This is a genomic window from Anaerolineales bacterium, from assembly GCA_030583885.1.
GTDB lineage: Bacteria > Chloroflexota > Anaerolineae > Anaerolineales > Villigracilaceae > Villigracilis.
In genome coordinates, this window is sequence record CP129480.1 from 3869542 (window position 1) to 3895986 (window position 26445).

A 26445-nucleotide genomic window follows, 5' to 3' on the forward strand; every position below is an offset into this window, starting at 1 on the left:
CAGCGGATTTGATCAATCCCATTTTCTCAAAATATGGGTCAGGATCGTTGCACCCGAGCCGCCAATATTTTGTGCCATGCCGATCTTTGCATCATCCACCTGCGTTTCCCCGCACTCCCCCCGCAGCTGCTGGACGACCTCCACGATCTGATACATGCCCGTCGCACCGACCGGGTGGCCGCGGGCTTTTAATCCGCCCCTTGTACAGACGGGCACTCTGCCCTGCGGGCTGATCTCGTTATCGAGACCAAGCCGTACGCCTTTGCCTCTTTCCACAAATCCGCTTGCCTCCAGGGAAAGCACCGCCATGATCGAGAAGGCATCATGCAACTCAAAAAAGTCGATCGCTTCGGGAGTAACCCCCGCCATGTCATACGCGTGTTTGGAGGATAAATATGCCGCCTGCAAAAAGAGCGGATCCCTGCGGGAGTGGACGCCGATCGTATCCGTCGCAGCCGCCGAAGCCGCAACGACGATTTTCGGCCTGCGCGCCACTTTCTCGGCAGGGACGATGATGGCCGCCGCCGCGCCGTCGCCTGTCGGGGATGCATCCAGCAGGTTGATCGGGGTTGCCACCATCGAAGATCGCTCGAACGTTTCGACCGTGATCTTTTCATGCAGACGCGCAAACGGATTATGCATGGCGTTGGCATGGGCATTGATCGAAAACGGCGCGAAGTCCTCGTGTTTCCAGCCGAACTCATGCAGGTATCTGCGCATGACCAGCGCATTGATTCCCACGAACGAAATCCCCTGCTCCACCTCGTAATCCGCGTCGGCGGCGGTGGCCAGTGCGGCGGTGACATCGCGCCCCGGCTTGTCCGTCATCTTTTCGACACCCACTACCAGCGCTGACTCTACGTCGCCGGAAGCAACCGCCATCAGCGCGGAACGAAACGCGGCGGCTCCGGATCCACATGCCGCTTCGATCTTAACCGCCTCCTGTTTCCACAGCCCGATCCAATCGGCAAAAAAGGTCCCCAGCTGATTCTGCCCGCTGACCATGGAGGAAAGCATGTTGCCGACAAAGAGCGCATCCACCTTCTCCAGGCCCGCATCCTGCAGGGCGGCAAAGGCGGCCTGCCCGCCGATCTCGCGCAGGGACTGATTCCAATGCTCATCCACCTTTGTCTGGCCAATTCCAAGAATGGCAACCTGTCGCATAAATACCTCGGCTAAATTCTACCGCATCCCGCTATCAGGAACTATCATATAAATTGGAGGGATAAAACCGTTGCACGTTCGTGCTTTTCTTGCTATGCTTGCATGGAGTTGAAAGTATCATGCAGAATTCAGAATGGCTTGAAAAATATTTTGAGAAAGTGGCGCAGTCATCCCCCGAGGGGAGGCAGGCGGTGGACTATGTCCGCGCGCATAAAACCAGGGTGGGCATCACCCGCGCAAGGAAAAGCGTCGGCGCATTCTGGACCTTGGCCCGCAATTTTTATTTGAACTCGCGCCATTACACACGGGAAACGGCATTGGAAAATCCGCGCGCGTGGACATTGTTCGTGCATGAAGTCCGTCATTTACAGCAGGGACCGTTCACCGCCCTGTCCATTTATGGCGAGTTGGAGGCGTGGCTGGTTGAATTCAATTTGTATAAGAGATTGACGGGGAAACCATTGCATGCGGTTTTGGAGGAACTGTTATCCCTGCCGCTTAACATGGAGCGGAACAACCTACGCCGCGCCCGCGCATTAATGATGCAATTCGCGGGAAAGGGCTATGGCGCAAACTGGCTGCCGCTTTATCCGATCCATAAAGAGATCAAGTATTGGGTTACACGAAGATGATTAATCTATACGCTTATTTGCAAAACTAACAGGAATTTTTAATGTAATCAATTTTTTTTTGTTGTATGATGATGTCAGGAATAAGAAAGGAGGCTGCAATAGAGATACCACCTGAAGACCTCATGACGGGAGGGCCGAAGAGCCCCAGACTGGCTGAAGCCCAGCTTTAGCAACAGACGTTCTCCAAACGAAACGAAGGCTGCAATTCGCTCCTTCCCGATATAACTACCTGACGGATGGGTAAACTCCCATCCGTCTTTTTGTTAAGCTAGCGCCCTGCGCATCCGTTCCAGCCCGTCCTTCAAAACCACGCGCGAGGTGCCGAAATTGATCCGCAGGTGACCTTCGCCTTCCCTGCCGAAGATCTTCCCATCGCTTAAATATACTTTCGCATTTTTGTGAAAGAAATCGAACGGGGAACCCTGGATGCCCGCCTGTGTGAAATCCAGCCAGCCGAGGTAGGTCGCGTCCGGAATCGTCGTGCGGACGTCCGGCATGTGTTTGGTGACATAGTCCACGAGAAAATCGCGGTTGGACGTGAGATAACCGAGCAGTTGATCAAGCCAACTGTCACACCTGCCCGAATACGCGGTGTGCGCGGCATGCAGTCCCGGGCTGGCAACGTGCAGGCGCAGGCGGTTCATTTCCTTTTCAAAGGGCTCGCGCAATTCCCTGTTTGGGATGACGGCAAATGCGCAGAACAGCCCGGGCACATTGAAGGTCTTGGACGGCGCGATCAATGTGATGACGTGCTTCTCGATCTCACGCGAGAGTTTTGCCATCGGTGTGAATTTGTTATTGCTAAGCAATAACTCGGCATGGATCTCATCGGAAACGATCAGCACCTTGTGCCTGATGCAGATCTCCGCCATGCGGGTCAATTCCCTGCGGGAGAAGATGATCCCCAGCGGATTATGCGGATTGCACAGCAGGAACATCCGCGCTTTCCTTACTTTTTTCTCGAATGCATCCCAGTCAATTTCATACGAAATGACGTTTCCCTTCACATTCTTCACCAGCGGGATGTCCACCTGCGGAATGCCGACATCCTTCTTCACGTCATGGAACGCGTTATACACCGGCGTTTGGATGGCCAGTCCTTTTTTCGGCGTGCAGAACGCGCGCGCCGCAACGCTAAAGCCGCTGACCACGCCGGGGACCGTCAACACCGACTCCGGTTTTACCTTCCAGTCATACAAATGCTCCATGCGCGCGGAGACCCTCTCCTGCAGCACCCTGCCGGGGATCTCGTATCCCAGCACGCCGTGATCCAGCCGCTTGCGCAAGGCCTCCAAAATCAGTTTGGGCGCGGGAAAATCCATATCCGCCACCCACATGGGCAGGACATCCCTGGGGACAAACGTCCATTTTGTGAGGTTGATATTCCTGCGTCGGTCGGGAAGTACGTTGAAACTGGCCATGTATCCTCTTCATGTCGTTGCAATGACGGAAATTATTTTTTATACGCGACGATCATTCCATCGCGGATCGGCGCAAGCGAAACGATCCAATCGGGGTCGGATGCGATCTGCTTTGTAAATTCATGCACGCCCTTCGTCGCGGGAGAAAGGTCCGTTTTATCGAAGATGCGTCCATGCCAGAGCATGTTGTCAATGATCAATAACCCGCCGCTGCGCAATTTCCCCTTGATCACCGGCAGGGATGCGGGATAGGCCTGCTTGTCGATATCGTTGAAGATGATGTCGAACGGACCGTCCGTGCGCCTGAGCGCCTCCACTGCTTCGGAGATGTGGAACTGGACCAGGTCGGCGCTTCCCAATTCGACCAGATGCCTGCGCGCCTTTTCAGACAGTTTCTCATCCCAGACGGTATGATGCACCACTCCTCCCCCATTTTCCCGCAGCGCCCTGGCAAACCAGGCCGTGGAATACCCATACCCCGAGCCCAATTCAAAAACGGACTTGGCCTGAAGCATGCGCGCCAGCTGGTAACAGTAATATCCGCAGACGGGGCCGATGATGGGAAAATCATTCTCAGCCGCGAATGCCTCCATCTTTTGCAATTCCTCCTCCCGCGGCGGGACGAGGGCGGCAAGATAATCCTGGGTTGCTGCGTAGGTCAATAGATCGTTGCTCATGGCATCTCCAATGAAATCCGGATAAATATGCGGGTGGAATTGTACTCCCCCGGGCGCAGGAAACACCAGCAGAAAACCGCATCAGGCCCTGGGGTGGAACGAGGCGGTTTCCTCGTCCAGATTCCCGTGAAAATCGTTAATCTGAAATTCCTGTTTGCTGATAGAATAGCCGATAGCAAGCATCACACTTCAAGGATCCCGCCCTGAATGAAATATAATTTCCATCTATTCTGGCGCACATTTTACCGTTCGTTCTTCAACTCAAAAAATACCACCGCAACACTTACAAGAAAACGCCTGTTCTTCCTGCTCCTCTTCTATACGGTCTGGCCGCTCGGAATGCTCGTCCACTGGTTTTGTTTCTGGCTGGATGACATTTTCTTCCCCGCATATAAAGATCAATCCATCGAAAAACCGTTGTTCATCCTCGGCAACCTGCGCAGCGGTTCCACCTTTCTGCACCGCCTGCTCTCGCGCGATTCGGAGACCTTCACCAGCCTGACGACCTGGGATATCTACCTGACGCCCTCCGTCACGCAAAAGAAGATCACCCAATTCGTTTCGCGGCTCGATAAAAAATATTTCAACGGCATCCTGCACCGCATGCTGTATGCCTTCGACCGCGCCACGCTCGGCAAGATAAAGATCCACCCCATTTCGTTCTTCCAGCCGGAGGAGGATGAAAACATCCACCTGCATATCTGGGACGGGTATTTCGTCACCTTCCTCTTCCCGTTCATGGACGAGATGCCGAATTACCAGCACTTCGATGAGGCGCTTGCCCCCGCGCATAAAAAACGCATCATGACCTTTTACAAGTCCATATTGCAGCGGCACATGTATGCAACCGGCAAAAAATATTTTGTGGCCAAGAACCCGGCCTTCAGCGCGAAGATCGAAACACTGGCGGAATTCTTTCCCGACGCGCGCATCATCTACCTGGCGCGCAACCCGCTGGACATGCTGCCCTCCACCATTTCATGGATCAACTATGCACGCCGTCAATTCACCGACCCCGGCGCTGGATACTTTTACATCGACGAGATCCTGGACATGACCCAGCACTGGTACCGTCATCCGCTCCAATACCTGGATGCGCATCCCTCGCCCCGCAACCTGATCCTGAACTATGACGATCTGATCCAGCGCCCGGAACAGGTCATCCGCAAGTTCTACGAGCAGTTCGGCTACCCCGATCAACCCGGGCTGCCGGTCATCATCGACCAGGCCGTCAAGGAAACGCTCACCTTCAAAAGCGACCATACCTATTCGCTGGAGGAGATGGGCTTCACCCGCGAACAGATCGTGGGCCTGTATGCGGACATTTTCAAGCGCTTCGAATTCGAAACCCGCGAGGACCTGGTGCCTGTAAAGCGCATCGAACTGGATATGTAAAAGGAAAACCAAAAAGAGAGCGCCTTCGCGGCGCTCTCTTTTGATTCTCTACTTGTTCGTTTTTCGTTTTGTAGTCGTCTTCTTTTCAGCGGGTTTTCTAGCGGCTGGCTTCTTTGCGCTTGGTTTCTTCGCAGGAGCTTTCAGCGCCGCTTTCGTTGCAGTTGCTTTAGCCTTTGCAACCGTCTTTTTCTTTTTTACAGGTGCGGAAATCACCCGTGAATTATCCATATCAGATACGTCTTCCGCATATACCTTCTGGCGGGGACGGGGCGTCTTCACCGCCTTTTTGATCTGATACTCCCGCTCCCATCCCTCCGCAATCGCAAGCTGGATCTTCCCATAACGCGCCAGGAGCATGATCGCGCCGACGACCGCCATCAAGAACGAGACGAGCATCGTGTAACTGACAAATGAATTGCCGATGCGCGGCTGGTCCGGGCGGAAAAATTCAATGAAGGTGCGCGAAAGCCCTGCCAGCAGCAGCCAGGCGCTGAAAATCGCGCCCGGTTTCAACTGCTGGAGATAACTGCGCGAAAGCCACCACAGGAACAGGACGATCAGCAGGTTCAGGATCATCTCGTAGGCAAAGGTCGGGTGGAAGCGGGTCGTCTCGACCGGGAACAGGCTGGCGGGGAATTGAGCGAGGCGGTGGCTTGCCTCAATGGGAATCCCCCACATCAGCCCGGTCGGCGGGCCATACAATTCCTGATTGATGAAATTCGCAGGGCGGGCGATGGCCTGACCCAGCAGGGTGGCGGGGGCAAGCGCATCGAGGAAGAGCCACATATCCTTGCCGTTTCGCTTTAAGAAGACCGCGAGCGCGAGCACGCCAAAGAGCAAACCGCCAAAGAAATGCAGGCCGCCTTCGGGGATGTTCAGGATTTTTGCGGGGTTATCCAGATAATACGTGCTGCCACCCAGGATGTTGTTCACCACGTACCACAGGCGCGCGCCGAGAATACCGGCGGGCAGGACCCAGATCATTGCGTCCCAGATCGATTCGCCGTTCTCGCCGCGCCGCCGGATCTCCCTTTCCGCCCACAGGGCGCCCACGACCGCGCCAAGCATCACCAGCACGCCGTACCAGCGCAGAGTGACCTGCCACTCGAACAATTTGAATGAAAAAATTACAGGATCCATTATGCATTACCTCTGAGTAAAAGTTTTGGTGATTATATCATCCAAAGGGCGTTCGAATTTAATCCGCCTGCAGGATGACAGATCGTACCTGCGGCATTACACTGGCAGGCATGGACATCCAAGACGCTTAAAACGAATGGAAAATTACTCTTACGAAGATCGAAAACGCCTCGAATAGTTCCAGGCATTTTTTCATACCGGCATCTCAACCGAGGCGTACGCTGTTTTCACATAAAATCGAAACCAGCCGGATTGTGTTACAACATATGAGATGACGCGGTTTTTATTTTAATGGTAGAGAAAGGATTTAAAGATGAACAGCAGAAACGCCGACCGGCACGGATTGGGTATTCCCAGCCCCGACAAACTGACCCTGCTGGCGTATGGATTCGCCGTACTGTTTGCAGGTTCGAACTTTGTTGCGGTCCGCTTTACGGTGATGGAATTGCCGCCGTTTTGGGGCGCGGCAAGCCGTTTTATGGCGGCAGCGATCATTTTCTGGATCATCGTCTGGTATCGCAAAAGTCCATTCCCCGATGGGCGTTCCCTGCTTGGGGTACTCCTGTATGGCTTCCTGAGCATCGGCGCAAGTTATGCGTTCCTCTATTGGGGCTTGCAGAGCATTCCTGCCAGCCTGACGTCGGTCTTCATCGCGCTTGCCCCTCTGATGACCTTCTTTTTTGCCTTCCTGCATCGGATCGAGCCGTTTCGCTGGCGCGGACTGATCGGCGGGATCCTTGCCATGGCAGGCATCGCGTATGCCTTCTTCGAACAGCCGGGCGGAGACCTGCCCATCCTCCCAGTGCTGGGAATCGTCGTGGGTGTCGCGTGCGTTGCCGAATCCACGGTGGTCATTAAAATGATTCCCCGCAGTGATCCGTTTATCACCAATGCGCTGGCGATGACCGTCGGCTCGATAACCCTGGTCATCCTGTCCCTGTTTGCGGGCGAGCCCTGGAGTTTACCGACCCAGACCGTCACGTGGATCGCAGCCATCTACTTGATCGTGTTCGGTTCCGTGATCATGTTCTACCTGTTCCTCTTTGTTATCAGGCGCTGGACGGCATCCGCGGCTTCGTTTTCATTTGTGTTGATGCCCTTTGTGACCGTGATCGTGGCGGGACTGCTGGCGGATGAAACTGTGAACGCCGCTTTCATCCTCGGCGGCATGTTGACCCTGCTTGGCGTATGGATCGGGGCGTTGTCCGGGGCTTCTTCGCCAAAATCCTGATATAAACAGCGATATGAACATTCAAAATGCCTACGATGAATGGTCGGGCATCTACGATTCGAACCAAAACCTCACGCGCGACCTCGATGCGCAGGTGACCCGCGCGACTCTGGCGGGCCAGCGTTTCCAATCCATCCTTGAGTTGGGATGCGGCACGGGCAAGAACACAGTCTTCCTCGCCGAGATCGGGGAGCGGGTGCATGCCTTCGATTTTTCAAAGGGGATGATCCAGAAAGCCAAAGAGAAAGTGAAGTCGGATAATGTCCGCTTCGAAATTGCGGTCCTGACCCAACGCTGGCGCTGTGACGATGCCGCCTATGATTTGATCACCTGCAATCTCGTGCTGGAGCATATCGCAGACCTGTCCCACATTTTCTCCGAAGCCACGCGGACGTTAACCCCCGGCGGAAAAATTCTCATCAACGAACTGCATCCCTTCAAACAATACGGCGGCAGCAAAGCGCGTTTCGAACGCGGCGCGGACGTTGTGGAAGTGGGTGTCTTCGTCCACCACATCTCGGAGTTCATCCACGCCGCGCAACGCCACGGCTTGACGCTGGTGAAATTGGACGAATACTGGCACGCGGAAGACGCGGGCAAGCCGCCGAGGCTCGCCTCTTTCATTTTTGTAAAGGGCTGAGACGACCCCGTTGTTTGATTTTATTGCGGGTGTCCGTTACACTATGCACGGGAACAGGAGGCACTCATGACGAACCAGCGCAAGACCGAACGCGTAAAAGCCATGACCTTCACAGCCGTATACGAACAAAAGGGCCGCGTCCTTTTGGGGTTTCTCGGCGACCTCACCCTGCAGGGCGCGATGGTCGTGGGCGAAAAAGCGGTGGAAACAGGACGGGATACCACCCTCGAGATCGAATTTCCCGGCGCCGCCGAGGTGCCCGGCGGACGGCTGGCCCTGCCCGTCCATGTGGCATGGAGCAGGCAGGAGGCGGGAGGCACTACCTTCCATAGCGGGTTCGAGTTCCTGGAGATGACGGAACAGAACCGGCAGGTCATCGAAGCGCTCGTTGCAAGATATAAATTCAGCAGGAAACGGCCCGAATAACACGGACACAATACCAGTCGGAGGATGCGGGCAAGCCTCCGAAGTTGGTTTCGTTTGTGCTTGAGATGCAAATCAGGGACGGCGTCTTTCCCAAAACCTGACGACAGACGCATCCGCTCTCATCGTTTGGTTAGCAGATCATTCCCCTTGAAATAATCCGAGACCGCGGTATCGAAGGGACGTTTATGTTTTTTTGCCGCCATCTTTTCGTAGACGGCGCGCGCGTGCGGGTCTGCCATGGCGGCTTTGGCGTATGCCACCGCCCGTTTGAAGCGCTGACGGTGCTCCTTCTGCGCCCTGCTCCACTTCACCTTTGACATATCGGGGAGTTTGGCGGCGATCAGTCCGCCAGTATGGGTGAGGCGAAAGACCACCTCCCCCAGCCTGCCCCGGATGCTCCGCACGAGCGGGTTGAGTACAACCTTTGGCATGCTTCGCTCCTCCTGCGGCGGCCCACTACGGACCGGCCGTATTTTCTGTACTATTCCTGTACTGTTCCTGTACTATGCCTGTACCATCCTGATGTATTTGGTTCGATTATAGCACGCGGAGGATGCGGGCAAGCCGCCGGGCTGGTTTCGTTCTTGGTTGGGAAGTATCGCTACCTTTCCGGTGTGAGAGCGAACTCAATGACTCTGATAACCCCATCCATTTCGTTCATGACCTGGTTATTCCAAAACCGAAGTACTTTATACCCCTGCGAATCTCAATATCGGGTTCGTTCTGCATCGTATTCGGTTTGTTCCAAATGCTGACTGCCATCCAGCTCGATGATGAGTTTCCTTTTGATCGAGACGAAATCGACAATATGGTTGCCGATGGCGTGCTGTCTGCGAAAGCTTACGCCGTTGAGTTTGTTTCCCCGCAAAACGGCCCAAAGTTTTCTTTCCGCGGGTGCAGGCTCTCGGCGCAATTCGCCTGCGCGATGCATGGTTTTGGGGTTTGATCTCTTAACTGGCATGATTGCATTATAGCCCGCCCCCTCTGTCCTGGCGGACATCTGCCCCAAATGCGACAGTTTAATTCTGGTCGCATAAAAAGTGTTCATATCGCATTTGGGGGACATCGTACCCGAAGCGTAGCGAAGTGGTAGGCAGGAGGGGGCATTCACCCTCACTCCCAGCCATTCCTGCCGCTACAATTAAACAGCCTTATTCATATTGACTGGCAAACCTGCTGCTTTTAACTCCCTCGCTAACTGAAGTTTCCATGCACTTGCATCATCTAATATCAAAAATAGAACACCTTGATAATCTGATGGTATTTCAACACCGGGCTGATATAAAGCACATACCTGCTTCCTGCCCAACTTACCAAGAAAGTAACCAAGCTCCAAGATTACATTTTGTCTTGCTCGAAGTACTTGTTTTTCATATGGCAGATCGAGTTTTCCGCCCCTATCATCACCTGTCAGAAGAACAATTGCAAAACCAACATTAGAGTAGTCAACAAATTTTTCAATTATTGTTCTACCTTCATTAGGTTGTTCATGAAGAATTATTACTTTTAAATTGAGTCGCTCTAAATATCTTGCAACACCTTCTTTTACGCCGTCGCTATGACCATGTACAAGAAAGACAGTATTATCGTGCAAAGAATTTCTTTTATCTGTGCTGGATTTCGCATCTTGTTCTGTTTGTAAAAGTTCAATAAGACTATCAACAGCAACCAATTTCCTGTCAAGACTAGAATATCTATGTTCTTCCCAATACCGCTCAGTTGTACTTGGCGGGAAAATATCGTGTCTACCAATATCCATTACCGTATTCACATTTACAGAATCTACACCGAATACTCGCACAAGCACATTCTGTGTTGCTTTTTCCCAAGCCTTATACTCATCTTCGCGAATAGGGCGCCTAGAAAGTAAAGTTTTTCCCTTTTTATATTGACGCCGAAGTAATTCCATTCCTTTTATTGGAGATAACGGAGAAGCATAAGTGGAGTTATTTTCTGACATTGTTGTTACCTTTTGATTTATTCTATATTGTTAATCGCGTTTAGATTCAAGATCCATATCCCATTTAATTGGTTTCGACTGGCGCAAATCAAATATTCTTGTCAACACCCCTAAACCAGCAATAAAGAAACTTACTAGAAAAGCGGAATAAGTTCTCTCTAAAGCCTCTTGTATATATTTAGTGTCATATCCCGATACTCCTAGCCAATTCAAGAAATCATGCAATACGGGAGCAAGATATGGGGAACCGAAAAATAAACCTATAGAGCCAAGTAATGTGAATAGAATTATGACAATATCATATTTACTCTGGCGCAGGCCTTCTACAGATGCCGAATCAATGATTTCGCCAAGCATCGTTGGGTGATCACGCTTAGGTTCCATAACTTCAACAGTACGCCTTATTTCAATGTACGGAGCTGATGAAATAATGTCTTTCTCAGCAGCTTTTGATTTTGCAATTCGTAGCCTACCGCCGAGAATCCTAATTTGTCGTTTATCCTTTAGTTTTCGGGCATTTTTTATTAAGTCAGTACAAGCTCTTCGCAATCTACCAAAAAGCCGACCTTTAATTCGTATATGGATTTCGGTCGGATTTACACCTGTCACAATAAAATGAGATTGTCCTTCACCTACATATCCTATCAATATCAGGTGTTCAGTTTCTTGTTCTTTGATATCTGGAGGCATATCCTCCAATATTTCATTTACAAAAGGGTGATTTAAAAGAGCTTCTTGTCCTACCTTTATAGGCGCATAGCCCATGTCCAAAAACATTTGGATTACTTGAGAATCATATTCTTCTCTTTCTTTCCATAAAAACGAAAAATGGTCCGACGGTTGTAGGTCTGCTCTAATTAATGCACGCATAATCCCTCGCTTTCAGAATGAACATCTTAGGTTTTATTTATTATCCCACTCAAGGGGGACAAGTTTTTCGCCTGTACGCCATCTTTCAATTACAGAGTCTTGGAACCATTTCTCATTTATATCAGCATGATCGGTAATTATTATTTGCATTTTAGGACTTAATTCTTTAGCAACAGTATATGCTAAATAAAACATACGTCCAACGGCTTCACGATCTTCATCTCTCACGTCACCAGATTGCCAATCTAATCCTTTATCGGGTGAGAAGTATACTTGTGAAGGTTGGTCGACGAAAAGAAATCTTGGAGCAGGACGGTTTTTGGTTGTAAACCACTTGTGTAGTGCAAAATGAGCTATGAGATGGTATCCAACCCAATTTTCCCCACTACCCATCTTGTCCATGGAAACTGGTCCATCTAAGGTATCAGCAACTAATTGCAGCTTCTTTAGGTCAAGTCTCAATGGGTATTCGGAATGTTCGAGCCTTAATTCTCTTGCCCAAACACTCATATCTTGACTTATGATAGATAAAATTGACGAAGTTTTATCCTGAATGGTTTCTTCACTAATTTCTTCTTCAAGCAACTTTATTTTTTCATGCAATTGTTGAATTTCGATATGTAAATTACTTGTATTCTCAAGTTGAGGTAAGCTTTCTAGGTAAAGCCCAATTCTTCCCAGAATATAGGCTCTGCGCGCACCTCTATCGCGAACCTCTTGCAATTTTTGGTTGGACGCTTGAATGGCCTCCAAAGATTCTCTATTCGCAGATAATTTATTTTTCAGACTGTCAATTTTTTCATCAAGCGCCCTTATTGCCTGTTGCATTTTTGCGGAAGGCTCAGATACACCTCTAACTTGATTTTCCAATTGATTCACCGAGGTTCTCAAATCGTCATACGAAGGTACGTGATCGCTATTTAAAGGCGTTTGACATATTGGGCAAATTCGGTCATACGAATCAATCGATTCGAAAAGATTCAAACTTTTTAATCGGGCAAGTTGTTCTTGAGCTTCACCTGAATAACCACGTCTATCTGTATCAAGTGATTTAGCCGAGTCTAATTGGCCTTTAGTTTTCTTGAGTTCCTCAATTAATTCCAGGCGCTCCTTTTGAAGATTTTCAAATGCCTGATCTTCGGAAGTTATCTCTTCTTCTGGTTTTACAGGTCTTCTCTGAACTTCCTGCAAACTCAAAACGCATTCTTCCCAAGCTTCTGGAAGTTTTTCGGCAGAATAAATTCCTAAATCTTGTGCCTCTGACAACAAGGTATGAGCTTTTGTAACACCTATTCCCTTTATAGATTCAAATTCTGACAATTTGTGTTCTAATGTTCGCAAGCTTGCTTTCATTCGTCGTAGGTGATCCAATTTCTTGACATATTCTTCATCTACAGATCCCAAAAAGTATGGCAATGTATCCTTTATTGCTTGAGGAATATATGGATCGCTTTGTTTATGGAACAAATATTTATTGCTAATAACTTCGCTTTGTTGTTGAAAGGTAAAAAACAATGCATGTCGGATGTTTGCTGAAAGTGCTAAACGTGTTTGCCCTACCATGGGTTCGTGAATATTTTCCCCAATTCCTGCATGTTTAGAAAGCAATAACTCTAAAGTTTCAGTGTTCGTTGTTTGTCGCAGAATAGAATGATCAGGAATGTCAATTGTTTTTTTGACATCGTAATAGACTATAGGGGACGATTTGCTTTCACCACGAGATGGCAACTTTCTCGCAACAAAAACTTCACCATCCCGAACTTGTAAGCGCAATCCTGCCCAAGAAACTGTTCGGCGAATAATCCCTTCAGGAATATTGCATTCGGAACTCCCGAGACAATAATCTATAATTTCTATTAGTGCGGTTTTACCAGTTTTTGAATCGCCGGTAATGATATTTAACTCACCAGGTTTCAAATTAAGAACCCGTTTTTCACCCTTATTGCTGTACAGAACAATATTCAGTATTTGAAAGCTCATGGATTTACCTCCCATAATGACAATACTGTTTCGGCAGAGCCAGCAACTGCAAACCATTTGCCTACAAGTCTAGCGCGCAAAACACATTCTCTTGCTTCTCCGTCCATCTGCTGGAGAAAATTCTTGAATTTCGAATCTACCAATTTGCTTTTTAATCGGCCAGATTCGATAAGTAACCAATCATTAACGATCCCAAATAGAATAGCCTCACGAACAAAGGATTTAAGAGAGATTGCGCGCTCATAAAATTGAATTCGCGCATAAGGCTTTTCTTCCAGCCAGGCAGCTAGAGAAGTACGAGTATTGTAAGGTAAGGTATTTCTCGTTTGCTTATGAAGTATTACTGGTAAGACAATAAAAGCGAAAGGAAATGGCATTCCAAGATTGTCTTGTTGAGAATAATTACTCACTGTTGCACTTAATACGGCACAACAAAAAGCTGGATTGAATAAATATGCCGCTTCTTTTGAACGAGTTGGCCATGATCTCATTTATCCACCCACGCCTATTAATTGAATTAGCCTTTGCTTAAACTCTGGATGCCATCCAACAACCTGATTGTCCGAAAGTATATGGTAAGAACCTCTGGCCATTGATGGTTCGTTTACCTGAGGACGCACCTGTTGAAGATTGCCTGTTTCAATCCAAGAATATAGTTCTTGTGCAAGACGACGTTTTTCGTTTTCTGCTGTCTGATCGCCTATTTGATCGCGTAATTGCTCAAAACGAATTTCCCAATCCTCCATCAAGCGAGCCTCATATTTATCCAACTCCCCAACTTGCAACAATTCTTCTCTGACCCATCTCGAACGCTGTTCGAATGCACGAAAATAATCTCTGATAGCAATAAATATTCTCTTATCTTTAAGATCGATTAACTTGAGTTGTTGTACAAAAAGGCGATCTTGATAACCGCTTTCGTCAATTGTGGCAGACAGAATATCCTCGTCTACTACTAAGTTGTCTTGTTTGAATTGCTCTCGAAGATTCGCTTCTTCGGCAATAATCTCTTCAGCCAAAATAGGTTTTTGATTATCCCTATTTAGATGCTGTAAAGCTCGTCGATACCACCAACCTTCCAGTCGTATTATGAATGAATCAAGATACTTTATATCGACGGCATGAAAAACTTCTCGGCGCAACTCTTTTTCTAAATCCAAAATCGTAGGCGTCGCATCTAGGACAGTTACACGATCTATTAAATCTTCTTTTTCCTCAGAGTTTAAAGAACGGTAGGCATCATATCCAGCCAGATTTCCTTTGTTGGTTGATGATTGAGATATAGCATCTAGGCGCGAAATTGCCTTAGACACATCTCTATTCTGATTGGCTTGTAAATAATATGCCGCAGAACCATTGGCAACTTTTGCTGTTGTTACTAGATAAAATCTGAATCCTAAATTTGTTTTGTATTGGTCAACCCAAATTCTTATAGTTTTCCACAAGTCATTTGAAGTGTCAGTCAAATTCGCTGGTTTACTATGATGCTTTGCTTGCAACAATTCTATGGGTTGTCCCTCTGTTTCAAATACAATATCATCCAAAGTCTCTATAGACACTGTGAAGCGAATATCATCCTTGACTCTTCTTAATGCGTCCAATAAGGCATATCTAACTTGATATAAATATCCAGTTAGGGATTCAGCTGCGGAAAAAGATGAAGGCGTAGTCATAATAAGCAGAACCCAAAAGACTGTTACCAATATACAAGATTAATATTATCTAGTCAACAGATTCTAGTTCTTTCCCCTAAAACTCCTCCGCCACACGCTTCGCGTCGCCTGCCCCCACCGCCCGCCCCCTCTGTCCTGGCGGACACCTACCCAAAGGGCACGCTGTCTGATCTTGCCCCGGTTTAATAGACACAATTAAAGTCCAGATTGTTGCTCAAACTCAACCGGGCTGAGGTAGCCAAGTGAAGAGTGCAAGCGTTGGCGATTGTACCAAACCTCAATGTATTCAAAAATCGTTGTTCGAGCTACTGCTTGCGTTGCAAATTGAGAGGTCACACACTCCACCTTGAGGGTAGCAAAGAAACTTTCTGCCACCGCATTGTCATAACAATTTCCAACTCGGCACATACTCGCCTGAATATGTGCATCTGCTAAACTGCTTTGATAAGCGGCACTGGTATATTGACTGCCTTGATCGGAATGATGTAACAGGCTTGCCTGCGGTTGTCGTCCTTGTAAAGCCATGTCCAGGGCTGCCTCGACAAGGGTTGCATCCATTTGTGCAGCCATCGCCCAGCCTACTACTTTTCGTGAAAACAAATCCAGAACCACTGCTAAATATAACCAACCTTCCGCGGTATCAATGTAGGTGAAATCGCTCACCCATTTCTGGTTTGCCGCGCTGGCAGAAAAATCCTGGTTCAGATAATTCGGTGCTGGGATCACACCTGGCTGGCGCTGCGTAGTTATGGGACGCCAGCGCCTTCGTTTTTGAGGGCGAATTCCTTCTCTCCGCATCAAACGTGCGACTCGATGTCGTCCACAGGCGAACCCTCTGCGTTGTAGACCCGCCTGGATGCGCGGACTGCCATAGGTCTCGCGACTCAGTTTGTATTCTGCCCGGATCTGCTCCACCAGAATCCGATTCTCCACCTCTCGCGGACCGACTGCTTCTGGCTGCCAGGCATAGTACCCACTTCGCGTCACACCCAATACCTGGCACATCCGCTTGACGCTATACTCCTGGCAATGCTCCCGAATGAATTTGTATCTCATTGGTTTTCCCGGGAGAAAATGTTGATTGTTTTTTTTAGGATCTCGCGCTCTTCTTCCACTTCTGCCAACCGTCGTTGCAAGCGTTTGATCTCACGCTTGGCAGCTTCAAAGTCACTAACTTCCAAGTGCATTGGGTTTGTCCCTTGGGATATCACTTGGTATCGATCGCGCCATTTCACCAGCAGTCCGGGCGTGATCCCCAAATCGCGTTCAATTTGCCCGGCACTCTTTCCGCTGCTCTTCAAAAGTTCCAGAGCCTCTAATTTGAACTCTTCGGTGTACTTCCGATACCTTGTTTTCTTTTCGTCCATGATCCTGCTCCTGTTTTCCAAGTCTACTGGATCCAGACATTTTTTGTGTCCACTTTTTTAGGACAAGATCAGTCCCCCAAATACGACAATATAAACTCTGAATCATTATAAATGCGCTTTCTGTCGTATTTGGGGGTACCTAAAGGTATGCTTCGCAAAGGCAGGGAGGGGGTCAAAACCCCTGCGCAACACGCTTCGCGTCACCCCAGACCCCCCTCAGCGTATTACAAATCTCCCCAAGCGTGACGTCATTCTCCACGCACTCGATGAAAAGGGGTATCAGGTTCTCCCCACAAACAAATCGACAGTCCCTTCGCGCCCTACGCTCCGCTTTGGGAGTGCTTCGCAAAGGTGATTGTCAATTGATTACAAGGTATAGGGCAAATGAATTCCGTCCCAATCAGGATTGAAATCTTTGGTATTCCGAGTGACCAGCACTGCTTCATTCACCTTCGCAGTCGCCCAAATGATCGCATCGGGCAGGCGAAGGTGATGTTCACGGCGCAATTGGATGGCAGTTTCCGCCACTGCGGCATCAAGTGGAATGATCTCAAAATGCGATTCAAGAAAATCACGAATTTCAGAGACGTCGCCTTCTGCACCGACCAATACTTCCATCCATGTAATGCGGCTGACAAGTACGCGTTCGTAACGACCATACTCTTCGTCTGCTTTTGCAACTCCGTTGAGCGCATCAATTACGATGTTCGTGTCAAAGACCGCGATCATCAAATTCCCCATTCGGCCCGCAGACTTTGCTGATACTTGACAGCATCAATCTTGCGGTTCTTCCACGAGCCGAAAGCGGCATGTTTTTTGAGTGAACGTCGCTTTACAGGTTGCGAAGCGTTCACCCGCTGTTGCAGGAATGCAATGAAATCCAGCACCTCGCTCTGTTTTTCAGGGGGCAGGGCCGTTAATTGCTTTTCAATTTGTTCTAAAAGGGTCATGACAGCCTCCAAATCTCACCCAATTATAAATCTAATTTCAAAAACCCTCCGCCACACGCTTCGCGTCGCCCCACCGCCCGCCCCCTCTGTCCTAGCGGACATCTACCCAAAGGGCACGCTGTCCCCCAAATACGACAGTTTAATTCTGGTCGCATAAAAAGTGTTCATATTGTATTTGGGGGAGGCAGGGAGGGGCTCAAAACCCCTGCGCCACATATTCTCCCCATACTCCGCGTAAGGTATTGCAGATCTCTCCAAGCGTGATGTCATTCTCCACGCACTCGATGAATAGGGGTATCAGGTTCGAGGTTCCACGTGCCAGGTTTTCCAATTGGCTCAATAACACCGAGACCTTTGCCGCGTCCCTGCCGGCGCGCAAGGCGGCGAGACGTTCCCGCTGCCCTGTTTCGATGGCTGGGTCCACCTTCAGGCGTTCCAGCGTCATTTCTTCATCCACAGCGAATTGATTGACGCCCACCACGATCTGTTCCTTCCGTTCGATGGCTTGCTGGGCGGCGTAGGCGGCATTCTGGATTTCATTTTGCATGAATCCGCGCTCGATGGCGGTCATTGCCCCGCCCATTTCGTCAATTTTAGCGATGTACTCCTGCGCGCCTTTTTCGATCTCGTCCGTGAGATATTCGATCAGATACGAACCCGCCAGCGGATCGACCGAATCCGCCGCGCCCGACTCATGCGCAAGGATCTGCTGGGTGCGCAATGCGATCCGTACCGCTTTCTCCGTCGGAAGCCAGAGCGCTTCATCCATCGAGTTGGTGTGCAAACTCTGCGTCCCGCCGAGCACCGCGGAAAGAGCCTGCACGGTCACGCGCACCACGTTATTCTCAGGCTGCTGCGCGGTGAGCGTCGAGCCTGCCGTCTGCGTGTGGAAACGCAGCTGCCACGAGGACGGTTTCCCCGCCTTGAAACGTTCGCGCATGATCCTTGCCCACAACCTGCGCGCTGCGCGGAACTTGGCCACTTCCTCAAGGAAGTTATTGTGCGCGTTGAAGAAGAACGACAACTGCCCCGCGAAATCGTCCACGTTCAAGCCGGCCTTCAGTGCGGCATCCACATACGCGATGCCGTTCGCCAGTGTGAAGGCCACCTCCTGCACCGAGGTCGAACCCGCCTCACGGATGTGATAGCCCGAGATCGAGATCGTATTCCAATACGGCACGTCCTTCGCGCAGAACGAGAAGATATCGGTGATGAGCCGCATCGAAGGCGCGGGCGGGAAGATGTACGTCCCGCGCGCCACGTATTCCTTGAGAATATCGTTCTGGATAGTCCCGCGCAGTCCGCGCATATCCGCACCCTGGCGCTTCGCCACCGCAATGTACATCGCCAGCAGCACACCTGCAGGCGCGTTGATCGTCATGGATGTGGAAACCTTGTCCAACGGGATTTGGTCGAACAACTGCTCCATGTCCCTGATGGACGAGATCGACACGCCCACCTTGCCGACCTCTCCCTGCGCGATCGGATCGTCCGCATCGTACCCGATTTGAGTTGGCAGGTCGAACGCGACCGACAGCCCCGTCTGGCCCTGCCCCAGCAAATAGCGGTAGCGCTTGTTCGATTCTTCCGCCGTGGAAAAGCCCGCATACTGCCGCATCGTCCAGAAGCGCGAGCGGTACATCGTCGGCTGGACTCCGCGCGTGAAGGGATACTCGCCCGGAAAACCAAGTTTTTCCAAATAGATTTCATCCGCAGGAGCGGGGTCCTCCCGCCCGGGCAGCGCCACCCGCGGGACCTCGATCCCCGCGCTGGTCTCGAAGCGCTCCCGCCTCTCCTTGAACTTATCCAATGATTTCTTGAGCGTATTTTCCTGCCACTTTTTGTATTGTTCTTGAATGGTCATGTTCAGTTCCTTTTGGACCGTGAGAAATCGTCAACCTTTGGAATTCCAGCACTCCGTGCGCCGACATGTGCCGCTTGTACGAACCTGCCTGCAAGTATATAGCCTTCCATGTGTTTCGGGAATTGGATAAAAACAGGATGATTAATAGACAAAAGTCACATGTGAAAATGAAATGAAAATGCTACACTTTTCGTATAATTTAACGAGGAGACTCATCAGCCATGGGAAACAAAACCTTACTCTATATCGGCGCAGGCATTCTGCTGCTCATCGGCGTTTGTCTGTTTGGATACGGGATCCTGAGCGTGATCGGCTCCACCTCCTCACAGGGCAGCACATCCTGGTTGACCTTTGGGATCGGCTTCGCTTTTGTGGGCGCGCTCTTTCTCGGAGGGGGAATCTGGCTTATCGCCACGGCGACCAAACGTCAGGAGGGTGGAGGCGGGGACGTCACCTACAAGATCGACCTGCCCGGTCAGACAAAGGTCGAGCAGTTGAAATGCCGTTCCTGCGGGGGTGCGCTGAAGGCGGATAACGTCAAAATGATCGCGGGCGCGCCAACGGTGGAATGTCCGTTCTGCGGCACGGTCTATCAGCTGACGGAAGAACCGAAATGGTGAAAGAGGTCCCATGAAAAAATATATTGCCATTCTTCTTGCGCTTTTGCTGGCGGCGGGTTTTGCGCTTCCCGTTCTGGCGCAAAGCTATTCGTTCAGCCTCGATAAGGAGGTGGTGAACGTCTATTGGAACGCCGACGGCTCGCTGTCGCTGGATTATCAGTTCACATTCACCAACCGGCCCGGCGCGCATCCCATCGATTTTGTGGATGTGGGCCTGCCGAACTCCAATTACAACTACAGTTCCATCACAGCGGATGTGAACGGAGCCCCGGTCTCCGTATCCACGGATTATCAAGGGTCGGGCACAGGCGTGGCGGTGGAGCTGGGTTCGCAATCCATCCAGCCCGGGCAGACGGGCATGGTGCATGTATATATCGGGCGCATCGAACGCGTGGTATACCCCGATGACAACGATGATGCCTACGCCTCCGCGGTCTTCTCGCCGACCTGGTTCGGCTCGCAATATGTTGTCGGCGTGACAGACCTGAGTGTGATCTACCACCTGCCGCCCGGCGTCCAGCCCGAAGAGCCGCGCTGGCACGGAGCGCCGTCCGGTTTCCCCAGCGAACCGCAAACGGGATTCGATAGCGAAGGGCGCATCACCTACACGTGGCGCAATCCCTCCGCCAGCGGGTCGACGCAGTACAAGTTCGGCGCATCCTTCCCGAAAACCTACATCCCCGAGACCGCCATTGTCACCGCCCCGGCGTTCGACTTTGGCGGGTTATTCGCTTCCATCCTTGAGAACCTGACCCCGTTTCTGTGCTGTGGTTTCTTTGCGTTCATGTTCGGCGGCGCTCCCATCCTGACCGCAATTGCTGACCGCCGGCGCAAAATGCAATACCTGCCGCCGCGCATCGCCATCGAAGGCCACGGCATCAAACGCGGCCTGACCGCCGTCGAAGCCGCCATCCTGCTCGAACAGCCGCTCGACAAGGTGATGACCATGATCCTGTTCGGCCTGCTCAAGAAGAACGCCGCGCAGGTCGTCACCCGCGATCCGCTCAAGGTGGAGGCTGTGGAGCCGCTCCCTGAAAAACTTCACGAGTATGAATTTGAATTTATCAAGGCATTCAAGGAAACCGAGGCAAGGAAACGCCAAAAAAGATTGCAGGAGATGACGGTGGGGCTGGTCAAATCCGTGGCTGAAAAAATGCGCGGGTTCAGCCGCAAGGAAACGGTGGATTACTACAAGTCCATTACGGAAAAAGCCTGGGCGCTGGTCGAGGCGGAGAATACACCCGAAGTAAAAAGCCGGAAATTCGACGAAGCCCTTGAATGGACGATGCTCGACAAGGAGTACGATGATCGCACGCGGCGCACCTTCACCGGACCCGTCATTCTTCCGCGCTGGTGGGGAGGGTATAACCCGGCCTATCGTCCCGCTGCGTCCGCGCCCGCCTCTGCCAAACCTTTGGCTGCTCCCGCTTCGAAAGGCAACGCCCTGCCCGGCGCAGACTTTGCCGCGCAAATGGTGACCGGCGTGCAGACTTTCTCGCAAAAAGTGGTCGGTAATATCAACACCTTTACGGAGGGCGTCACGAAAACCACGAATCCGCCTCCCAAGCCATCCGCCTCCCGCAGTGGACGAAGCGGCGGGGGCGGCGGACGCTCCTGTGCCTGCGCGTGCGCCTGTGCGGGCTGTGCCTGTGCCTGCGCGGGTGGAGGACGGTAATTCGATTGACGATTTAGGATTGATGATTTTAGATTTACGATTAGAGGTGAAGCATGGCGCTACTTGACTCGGTAAAAAACATCTTTCAGCCAACATCCAAGGTCTTCGGCCCGGCGTCGGGCCTTTACCACTACACCCGCGAAACTGCGGACGAAAAATCCCGCATCCATTTGCGGCTCGACGCGGACGGCACAGGCACGCTCATCGTCAATGCCAGCAGTGTCATGCACTTGAATCCCACAGCGGCATTCATGGCATGGCTGATCCTGGAGGAAAAACAGGAGCAGGATATCGTTTCCGCGCTGACGAAAACCTTCCGGGTTTCAAAATCGCAGGCGGGCGAAGATCTCTCCGCCTTCCGCTTTCAGCTCTCCGAGTTACTCCGTCCCGACGGCGCCTGCGCCATCCACGACCTCGAATTGGAGATGAACATGCCATTCAGCGCGCGTCCCTCCGCGCCCTACCGCATGGACCTGGCGCTCACCTACCGCTGTAACAACGACTGCGCCCACTGTTACAACGCCCGCGAACGGGACTTCCCCGAACTGGATACGGATTCATGGAAACGCATCCTCGACAAACTCTGGGGGCTGGGTGTGCCGCACATCGTCTTCACCGGCGGCGAGGCCACGTTGCGAAACGACCTGCCCGAACTCATCAAACACGCGGAATCCAACGGGCAGATCACGGGTCTCAACACCAATGCGCGCCGCCTGATGGATATGAACTATGTGGACCGCCTCGTGGGGGCGGGACTCGACCATGTGCAGATCACGGTTGAATCCTGCGATGAACAAATCCACGATGAAATGATGCGCGCCAAAGGCGCCTTCAAGCAGACCGTTGCAGGCTTGAAGAATGTGCTTGCCTCAAAGCTGTATGTGATGACCAACACCACCATGCTGCGGACGAATGTCCACACCATCCCCGCCACGCTCGATTTTCTGGCGGACCTCGGCGTGCCGACCATCGGCTTGAACGCGTTGATCTACTCCGGGCAGGGCTTGACCGTCGGGACGGGTCTTCGTGAGAGCGAGTTGCAGCCCATCCTCGATATTGCCACGCAAAAGACCGCCGCGCGCGGACAGAAACTCATCTGGTACACACCGACCCAATACTGCGAGTTCGACCCGACCGCCCACAACCTCGGTGTCAAGGGCTGTACTGCCGCGCTTTACAGCATGTGCATCGAATCGAACGGCAATGTCCTGCCGTGCCAGTCCTACTATCACCCGCTTGGCAACTTCCTCACGGATTCATGGGATACCATCTGGGATCACAAACTGTCCGTGCAATTGCGCGAGCGGCAGAATCTGCCCTTCAAATGCGAGACCTGCCCCGTCGTTGTGGAATGCGGCGGAGGCTGTCCATTGCAATTCGAGAATCACCGCGAAAGTTTTGGAGTCAATCTACCTGTGCTACACTAAAGCATACCCAATCCGTGCTTTAGGAATCATCTTATGCAAATCTGCTACCTGATCGCGTTCCCTGATTCAGACGAAGGCAGGGCGCCCGCGCCCGAACAGCTCAAAGTCTCAAAGGATGCGCCTTACTTCCAGCCCGTTGATATCGACCTCGTCAGCCTCGGCGAGGAAACGGTGGTCATCGAAGGCTATGCGGTGGCCGTCAGCCGGCAACGGTACGACAGGTGCGCGCAGATGATCGAATGCCGCTTCGACCTGGACGACCCGTTCGCATCGTCCGTCCTGCAGTTGCGGATGAAAATCCAGGCCGCGCTGCAGAGCAAATATGTGCCCGAATCGATCCGTGCCAGCGGACTGTTCGAAGACTACACCATCCTGCTGGCGTCCAGGGTGAAACCTGCACCCGAAAAATGGGTCGGGAAGAACGCTGCTGCGCTTGCCAAGTTCATCCGCTCGCAGCGCGAAACGCTCGACCCGGCCGAGATCACCGATATCCTGGTCTCGCGCACACAATATTCCGCCGGCGATATGACCGTGGTGGACTGGGAGGGCGCAGTCATCATCGCGCCCAACGATGATTACGACTCGGATATCGCCCTGCTGAAAATTGGCAATTACCAACTCCTGCGCTACCGCATGTTGGACCAGTCCATCGAAGCCATGCTCGACTCGATCAGCGAGACGTTTTTCAAGGATAAAGGACGCCCGCGCCTGACAACCAGCGTCGTCCGCAAGATCGCCGAGCACAAACTGGAAGTGATGATCGACTTCGAGCGTGTCGAACAGAACCTGCTGCTCATCGGTGATTGGTACTCGGCAAAATTATATGAAGCCATCCAAAGCGAACTGTATCTCAAGGACTGGAAGGATAACCTGCGCAGCAAGCTCGACAATCTGGAAGGCATTGTTGGCACCATCAAGGATAATTTTTCGCTCTCCCTCGAAAGAATTTGGGGACGTGTCGAAATGGCAATGTATATGATCATGCTGTTTGGCTATCTCTATCTTTTCCTTGCCGATATGGGCTGGCTCAGCCAATAGGAGAATCACATGAACATGCTCCAACGCATCACCAACCGGTTTGCAAAGGTCACGCCGCTGCCGGCCGGCACGCATCACATGCAGGCTCTTGAAGATGAAAAACCCTACCGCCTGCACCTGCGCCTGCGGCACGACGGCTCCGGCATTCTCATCCTCAATGCCTCCACCGTCCTGCAGCTCAATCCCACCGCCGCCGAATATGCCTTTCACTTCATCAAAGGCACGCCGCCCGAAGACGCCGCCAAAGAGGTTGCCTCCCGCTATAACATCAAATGGAAGGAGGCCCTCATAGACTTCACCAATTTTGCGGAACAGATTCACACTCTGATCTCCACTCCTGACCTGGACCCCGCCTCCTACCTGGACTTTGAGCGGGCCCAGCCCCACACAGCGGATTCCACGCTGCGGCTGGACTGCGCCCTCACCTACCGCCTGCCCGAAGGGGATCATACCAAGCACGCCCCCGTCAAACGCGTGGACCGTGAATTGACCACCGCTGAATGGCAGGCCATCATAGACAAAGCCTGGCAGGCGGGCATCCCGCACCTCATCTTCACCGGCGGCGAAGCGACCCTGCGTGCAGACCTGCCGCAGCTCATCGCGCACGCCGAAAAGAATGGACAGGTCTGCGGCTTATTGACCGATGGCTTGAAACTTGCCGAAAAGGAATACCTCGAAACGCTCCTGCAAACCGGGCTCGACCACATCCTGCTCGTCCTGCAACCCGACGAACCGCTTTCATGGAAAGCCGTCGAGACCATCGTCCCGCAGGATATTTTCATCACCGTCCATCTCACCATCGAGAAAGGGAACCTAAAACAGGCCGAGGCCATTCTGGAAAAGCTTTCCGGCCTCGGCGTGGAAAACATCTCCCTCAGCGCCGCGGAAAACAGCCTGGTGGATGAACTGCTCGAATTACAAGGCGCCGCCCAAAGACTGGGGCTCACCCTCCGCTGGGACCTGCCCGTGCCGTATTCCGCCGCCAACCCCATCACCCTCGAAACCGTGGACGACGAAGTTCCCGCAGGCGCCGGCAAAACGTGGATGTACATCGAACCCGACGGCGACGTCCTCCCCGCGCAGGGGGAAGCGGACAAGATCCTCGGCAACTTCCTGAGAGATGGCTGGGAGGAGATTTCGAGAAACGGGTAGGCTGAGTTTACACCCCGTCTACAACCGACCGGCGCCCGCCTTTCAGCCAACAACTCTATGGTATCCTTGCCGAAAAATTTAACAAGGATGCCGAATGAAACCGATCTTAAGAATAATACTTGCAAGTCTTGTTCTCGCAGTAATAACAGCGGGATGTGACATATTTTTTGAGGATGAATTTCCCGAAGCCGAATACTACGAAAGCATCGAGGCTGAAGATCCCGAAGATGCCATCAATATAGAACCGTCTTCTGAAGGGGCCATGCAGCAGGCTTCCTGCCCCGTCATTACAGGCCAGATCATCGAGCTCGCTGTTTCAGGCGGTGAGGGTGTCGAAGACCTGCGGGATGAAGAACTGGTTATTGTCATCTATACCGTGGAAGGTGAGGAGATCTTCGAACCCGTATATGAAGACGTCCCCGCCGATCTGCAGGACGCGCAGGAGGATGCCGAAACCCATCAACAACTCTGGGAATATTTCCTGGCTCTTATCCCCATGGAACAGCGTGTAAGCATCGCCGAATACGCCATCACCACCGATGGACAGGGCGGCACATTAGCCTCGGTATCCCAAACTACCTACGACCCCAGCCTGTGGGTTCTGCACGTGGATATTGCCGACACGGCCGACTACCATGAACTGACCTATACCCTCGTACACGAATTTGCCCATCTGCTCACTCTCGGACCTGATCAGGTCACGCCCAGCCTGGCTGTATTCAACAACCCGGATGACAACAATATTTACCTTAAAGAAGTATCCGCATGCCCGGACTACTTCCCCGGTGAAGGTTGTGCAAATGCAGATTCCTACATTGACGATTTTTATTATGAATTCTGGGATGAACTCCGCGAAGAATGGGATCCGATCAACCTCGAAGAGGATGAGGATTCCCGCACCGAATTAGTGGATGAGTTCTACAGCCGGTACGAAGACCGCTTTGTCACCAGCTACGCAGCCACCAACCCTGAGGAGGACATCGCGGAAGCCTTTACCTTCTTTGTCTTCAGCCCCAAACCTGCCGGCGATACCATTGCCGAGGAGAAAATCCTGTTTTTCCATCAATACCCTGAACTCGTTGCCTTGCGTGCAACCATCCTGAACAATATGTGCGCATCCTTTCCGCAATAATTGACCGCAAT

The 26445-nt window shown here is 51.7% G+C and carries 27 protein-coding genes; 12 read left to right on the forward strand and 15 right to left on the reverse strand.

Features of this window, described 5'->3' with window-relative positions; genetic code table 11:
- Nucleotides 1-12: 12 nt before the first annotated feature.
- On the reverse strand, nt 13-1164 hold the full coding sequence (locus tag QY332_19405) for a thiolase domain-containing protein (protein WKZ35783.1): 1152 nt from the start codon (nt 1162-1164) through the stop codon (nt 13-15).
- Nucleotides 1165-1283: 119 nt separating this feature from the next.
- Here QY332_19405 and QY332_19410 point away from each other — a divergent pair, with 119 nt between their 5' ends.
- Nucleotides 1284-1796: a hypothetical protein gene (locus QY332_19410; GenBank protein WKZ35784.1), complete on the forward strand. Its 513-nt coding sequence runs from the start codon at nt 1284-1286 to the stop codon at nt 1794-1796.
- A 263-nt stretch (nt 1797-2059) separates the two neighbouring features.
- On the opposite strand, the gene QY332_19415 is transcribed toward QY332_19410, so the two are convergent.
- Nucleotides 2060-3217 carry a PatB family C-S lyase gene (locus QY332_19415; protein ID WKZ35785.1) on the reverse strand — a complete coding sequence of 386 codons (1158 nt, stop codon included), beginning with the start codon at nt 3215-3217 and terminating at the stop codon, nt 2060-2062.
- Nucleotides 3218-3249: 32 nt separating this feature from the next.
- Complete coding sequence (locus tag QY332_19420; GenBank protein ID WKZ35786.1) at nt 3250-3894, reverse strand: O-methyltransferase; 645 nt, start codon at nt 3892-3894, stop codon at nt 3250-3252.
- A 207-nt stretch (nt 3895-4101) separates the two neighbouring features.
- On the opposite strand from QY332_19420, the gene QY332_19425 reads away from it, so the two are divergent.
- Nucleotides 4102-5289, forward strand: a complete 1188-nt coding sequence (locus tag QY332_19425) for a sulfotransferase (GenBank protein WKZ35787.1) — start codon at nt 4102-4104, stop codon at nt 5287-5289.
- A 48-nt stretch (nt 5290-5337) separates the two neighbouring features.
- Here QY332_19425 and lgt read toward each other — a convergent pair whose 3' ends face one another.
- Complete coding sequence (lgt, locus tag QY332_19430; GenBank protein WKZ35788.1) at nt 5338-6429, reverse strand: prolipoprotein diacylglyceryl transferase; 1092 nt, start codon at nt 6427-6429, stop codon at nt 5338-5340.
- A 313-nt stretch (nt 6430-6742) separates the two neighbouring features.
- Between lgt and QY332_19435 the strand changes: the two genes are divergently transcribed.
- The 3 genes from QY332_19435 (at nt 6743) to QY332_19445 (ending at nt 8726) form a co-directional block, all read left to right on the forward strand.
- The gene (locus QY332_19435; GenBank protein WKZ35789.1) at nt 6743-7660 is read left to right on the forward strand and encodes an EamA family transporter; all 918 of its coding nucleotides are present in this window, start codon (nt 6743-6745) and stop codon (nt 7658-7660) included.
- Nucleotides 7661-7673: 13 nt separating this feature from the next.
- Nucleotides 7674-8300, forward strand: a complete 627-nt coding sequence (locus QY332_19440; GenBank protein ID WKZ35790.1) for a class I SAM-dependent methyltransferase — start codon at nt 7674-7676, stop codon at nt 8298-8300.
- Nucleotides 8301-8366: 66 nt separating this feature from the next.
- Nucleotides 8367-8726, forward strand: coding sequence for a PilZ domain-containing protein (locus tag QY332_19445; protein ID WKZ35791.1), 360 nt, complete (start codon nt 8367-8369; stop codon nt 8724-8726).
- A 119-nt stretch (nt 8727-8845) separates the two neighbouring features.
- Here the strand turns inward: QY332_19445 and QY332_19450 are convergent, their stop codons facing one another.
- Nucleotides 8846-9157 (reverse strand): hypothetical protein, encoded by a 312-nt coding sequence (locus tag QY332_19450; protein ID WKZ35792.1) that lies wholly within the window; start codon nt 9155-9157, stop codon nt 8846-8848.
- Nucleotides 9158-9474: 317 nt separating this feature from the next.
- Between QY332_19450 and QY332_19455 the strand changes: the two genes are divergently transcribed.
- Entirely contained in the window at nt 9475-9672 is a 198-nt protein-coding gene (locus tag QY332_19455; GenBank protein WKZ35793.1) for a hypothetical protein, read from the forward strand.
- A gap of 195 nt (nt 9673-9867) precedes the next feature.
- On the opposite strand, the gene QY332_19460 is transcribed toward QY332_19455, so the two are convergent.
- The 10 genes from QY332_19460 to QY332_19505 form a co-directional block, all read right to left on the reverse strand.
- Nucleotides 9868-10686 carry a nucleotide-binding protein gene (locus tag QY332_19460; protein WKZ35794.1) on the reverse strand — a complete coding sequence of 273 codons (819 nt, stop codon included), beginning with the start codon at nt 10684-10686 and terminating at the stop codon, nt 9868-9870.
- Between the two features lie 30 nt (nt 10687-10716).
- Nucleotides 10717-11556 (reverse strand): hypothetical protein, encoded by an 840-nt coding sequence (locus QY332_19465; GenBank protein WKZ35795.1) that lies wholly within the window; start codon nt 11554-11556, stop codon nt 10717-10719.
- 33 nt (nt 11557-11589) lie between these two features.
- Complete coding sequence (locus QY332_19470; GenBank protein ID WKZ35796.1) at nt 11590-13536, reverse strand: DUF3732 domain-containing protein; 1947 nt, start codon at nt 13534-13536, stop codon at nt 11590-11592.
- Complete coding sequence (locus tag QY332_19475) at nt 13533-14027, reverse strand: DUF6521 family protein (GenBank protein ID WKZ35797.1); 495 nt, start codon at nt 14025-14027, stop codon at nt 13533-13535. The genes QY332_19470 and QY332_19475 overlap by 4 nt, the downstream gene beginning before the upstream one ends.
- The gene (locus tag QY332_19480) at nt 14028-15209 is read right to left on the reverse strand and encodes a hypothetical protein (protein ID WKZ35798.1); all 1182 of its coding nucleotides are present in this window, start codon (nt 15207-15209) and stop codon (nt 14028-14030) included.
- A 195-nt stretch (nt 15210-15404) separates the two neighbouring features.
- Complete coding sequence (locus tag QY332_19485; GenBank protein ID WKZ35799.1) at nt 15405-16265, reverse strand: IS3 family transposase; 861 nt, start codon at nt 16263-16265, stop codon at nt 15405-15407.
- Entirely contained in the window at nt 16262-16576 is a 315-nt protein-coding gene (locus tag QY332_19490) for a transposase (protein WKZ35800.1), read from the reverse strand. The genes QY332_19485 and QY332_19490 overlap by 4 nt, the downstream gene beginning before the upstream one ends.
- A 366-nt stretch (nt 16577-16942) precedes the next feature.
- On the reverse strand, nt 16943-17305 hold the full coding sequence (locus QY332_19495; protein WKZ35801.1) for a type II toxin-antitoxin system VapC family toxin: 363 nt from the start codon (nt 17303-17305) through the stop codon (nt 16943-16945).
- Entirely contained in the window at nt 17305-17526 is a 222-nt protein-coding gene (locus tag QY332_19500) for a DUF2281 domain-containing protein (protein WKZ35802.1), read from the reverse strand. Before QY332_19500 ends, QY332_19495 begins: the two co-directional genes overlap by 1 nt.
- 196 nt (nt 17527-17722) lie before the next feature.
- Nucleotides 17723-19390, reverse strand: a complete 1668-nt coding sequence (locus tag QY332_19505; GenBank protein ID WKZ35803.1) for a methylmalonyl-CoA mutase family protein — start codon at nt 19388-19390, stop codon at nt 17723-17725.
- Between the two features lie 221 nt (nt 19391-19611).
- Here QY332_19505 and QY332_19510 point away from each other — a divergent pair, with 221 nt between their 5' ends.
- From QY332_19510 to QY332_19535, 6 genes are all read left to right on the forward strand, one after another.
- Entirely contained in the window at nt 19612-20010 is a 399-nt protein-coding gene (locus QY332_19510; GenBank protein WKZ35804.1) for a hypothetical protein, read from the forward strand.
- Nucleotides 20011-20020: 10 nt separating this feature from the next.
- Entirely contained in the window at nt 20021-21685 is a 1665-nt protein-coding gene (locus QY332_19515) for a hypothetical protein (protein WKZ35805.1), read from the forward strand.
- 53 nt (nt 21686-21738) lie between these two features.
- Entirely contained in the window at nt 21739-23112 is a 1374-nt protein-coding gene (locus QY332_19520; protein ID WKZ35806.1) for a PqqD family peptide modification chaperone, read from the forward strand.
- Nucleotides 23113-23145: 33 nt separating this feature from the next.
- Nucleotides 23146-24150 carry a hypothetical protein gene (locus QY332_19525; GenBank protein WKZ35807.1) on the forward strand — a complete coding sequence of 335 codons (1005 nt, stop codon included), beginning with the start codon at nt 23146-23148 and terminating at the stop codon, nt 24148-24150.
- Nucleotides 24151-24159: 9 nt separating this feature from the next.
- Nucleotides 24160-25302 carry a radical SAM protein gene (locus QY332_19530; protein WKZ35808.1) on the forward strand — a complete coding sequence of 381 codons (1143 nt, stop codon included), beginning with the start codon at nt 24160-24162 and terminating at the stop codon, nt 25300-25302.
- 94 nt (nt 25303-25396) lie between these two features.
- Entirely contained in the window at nt 25397-26434 is a 1038-nt protein-coding gene (locus QY332_19535; GenBank protein WKZ35809.1) for a hypothetical protein, read from the forward strand.
- Nucleotides 26435-26445 lie beyond the last annotated feature (11 nt).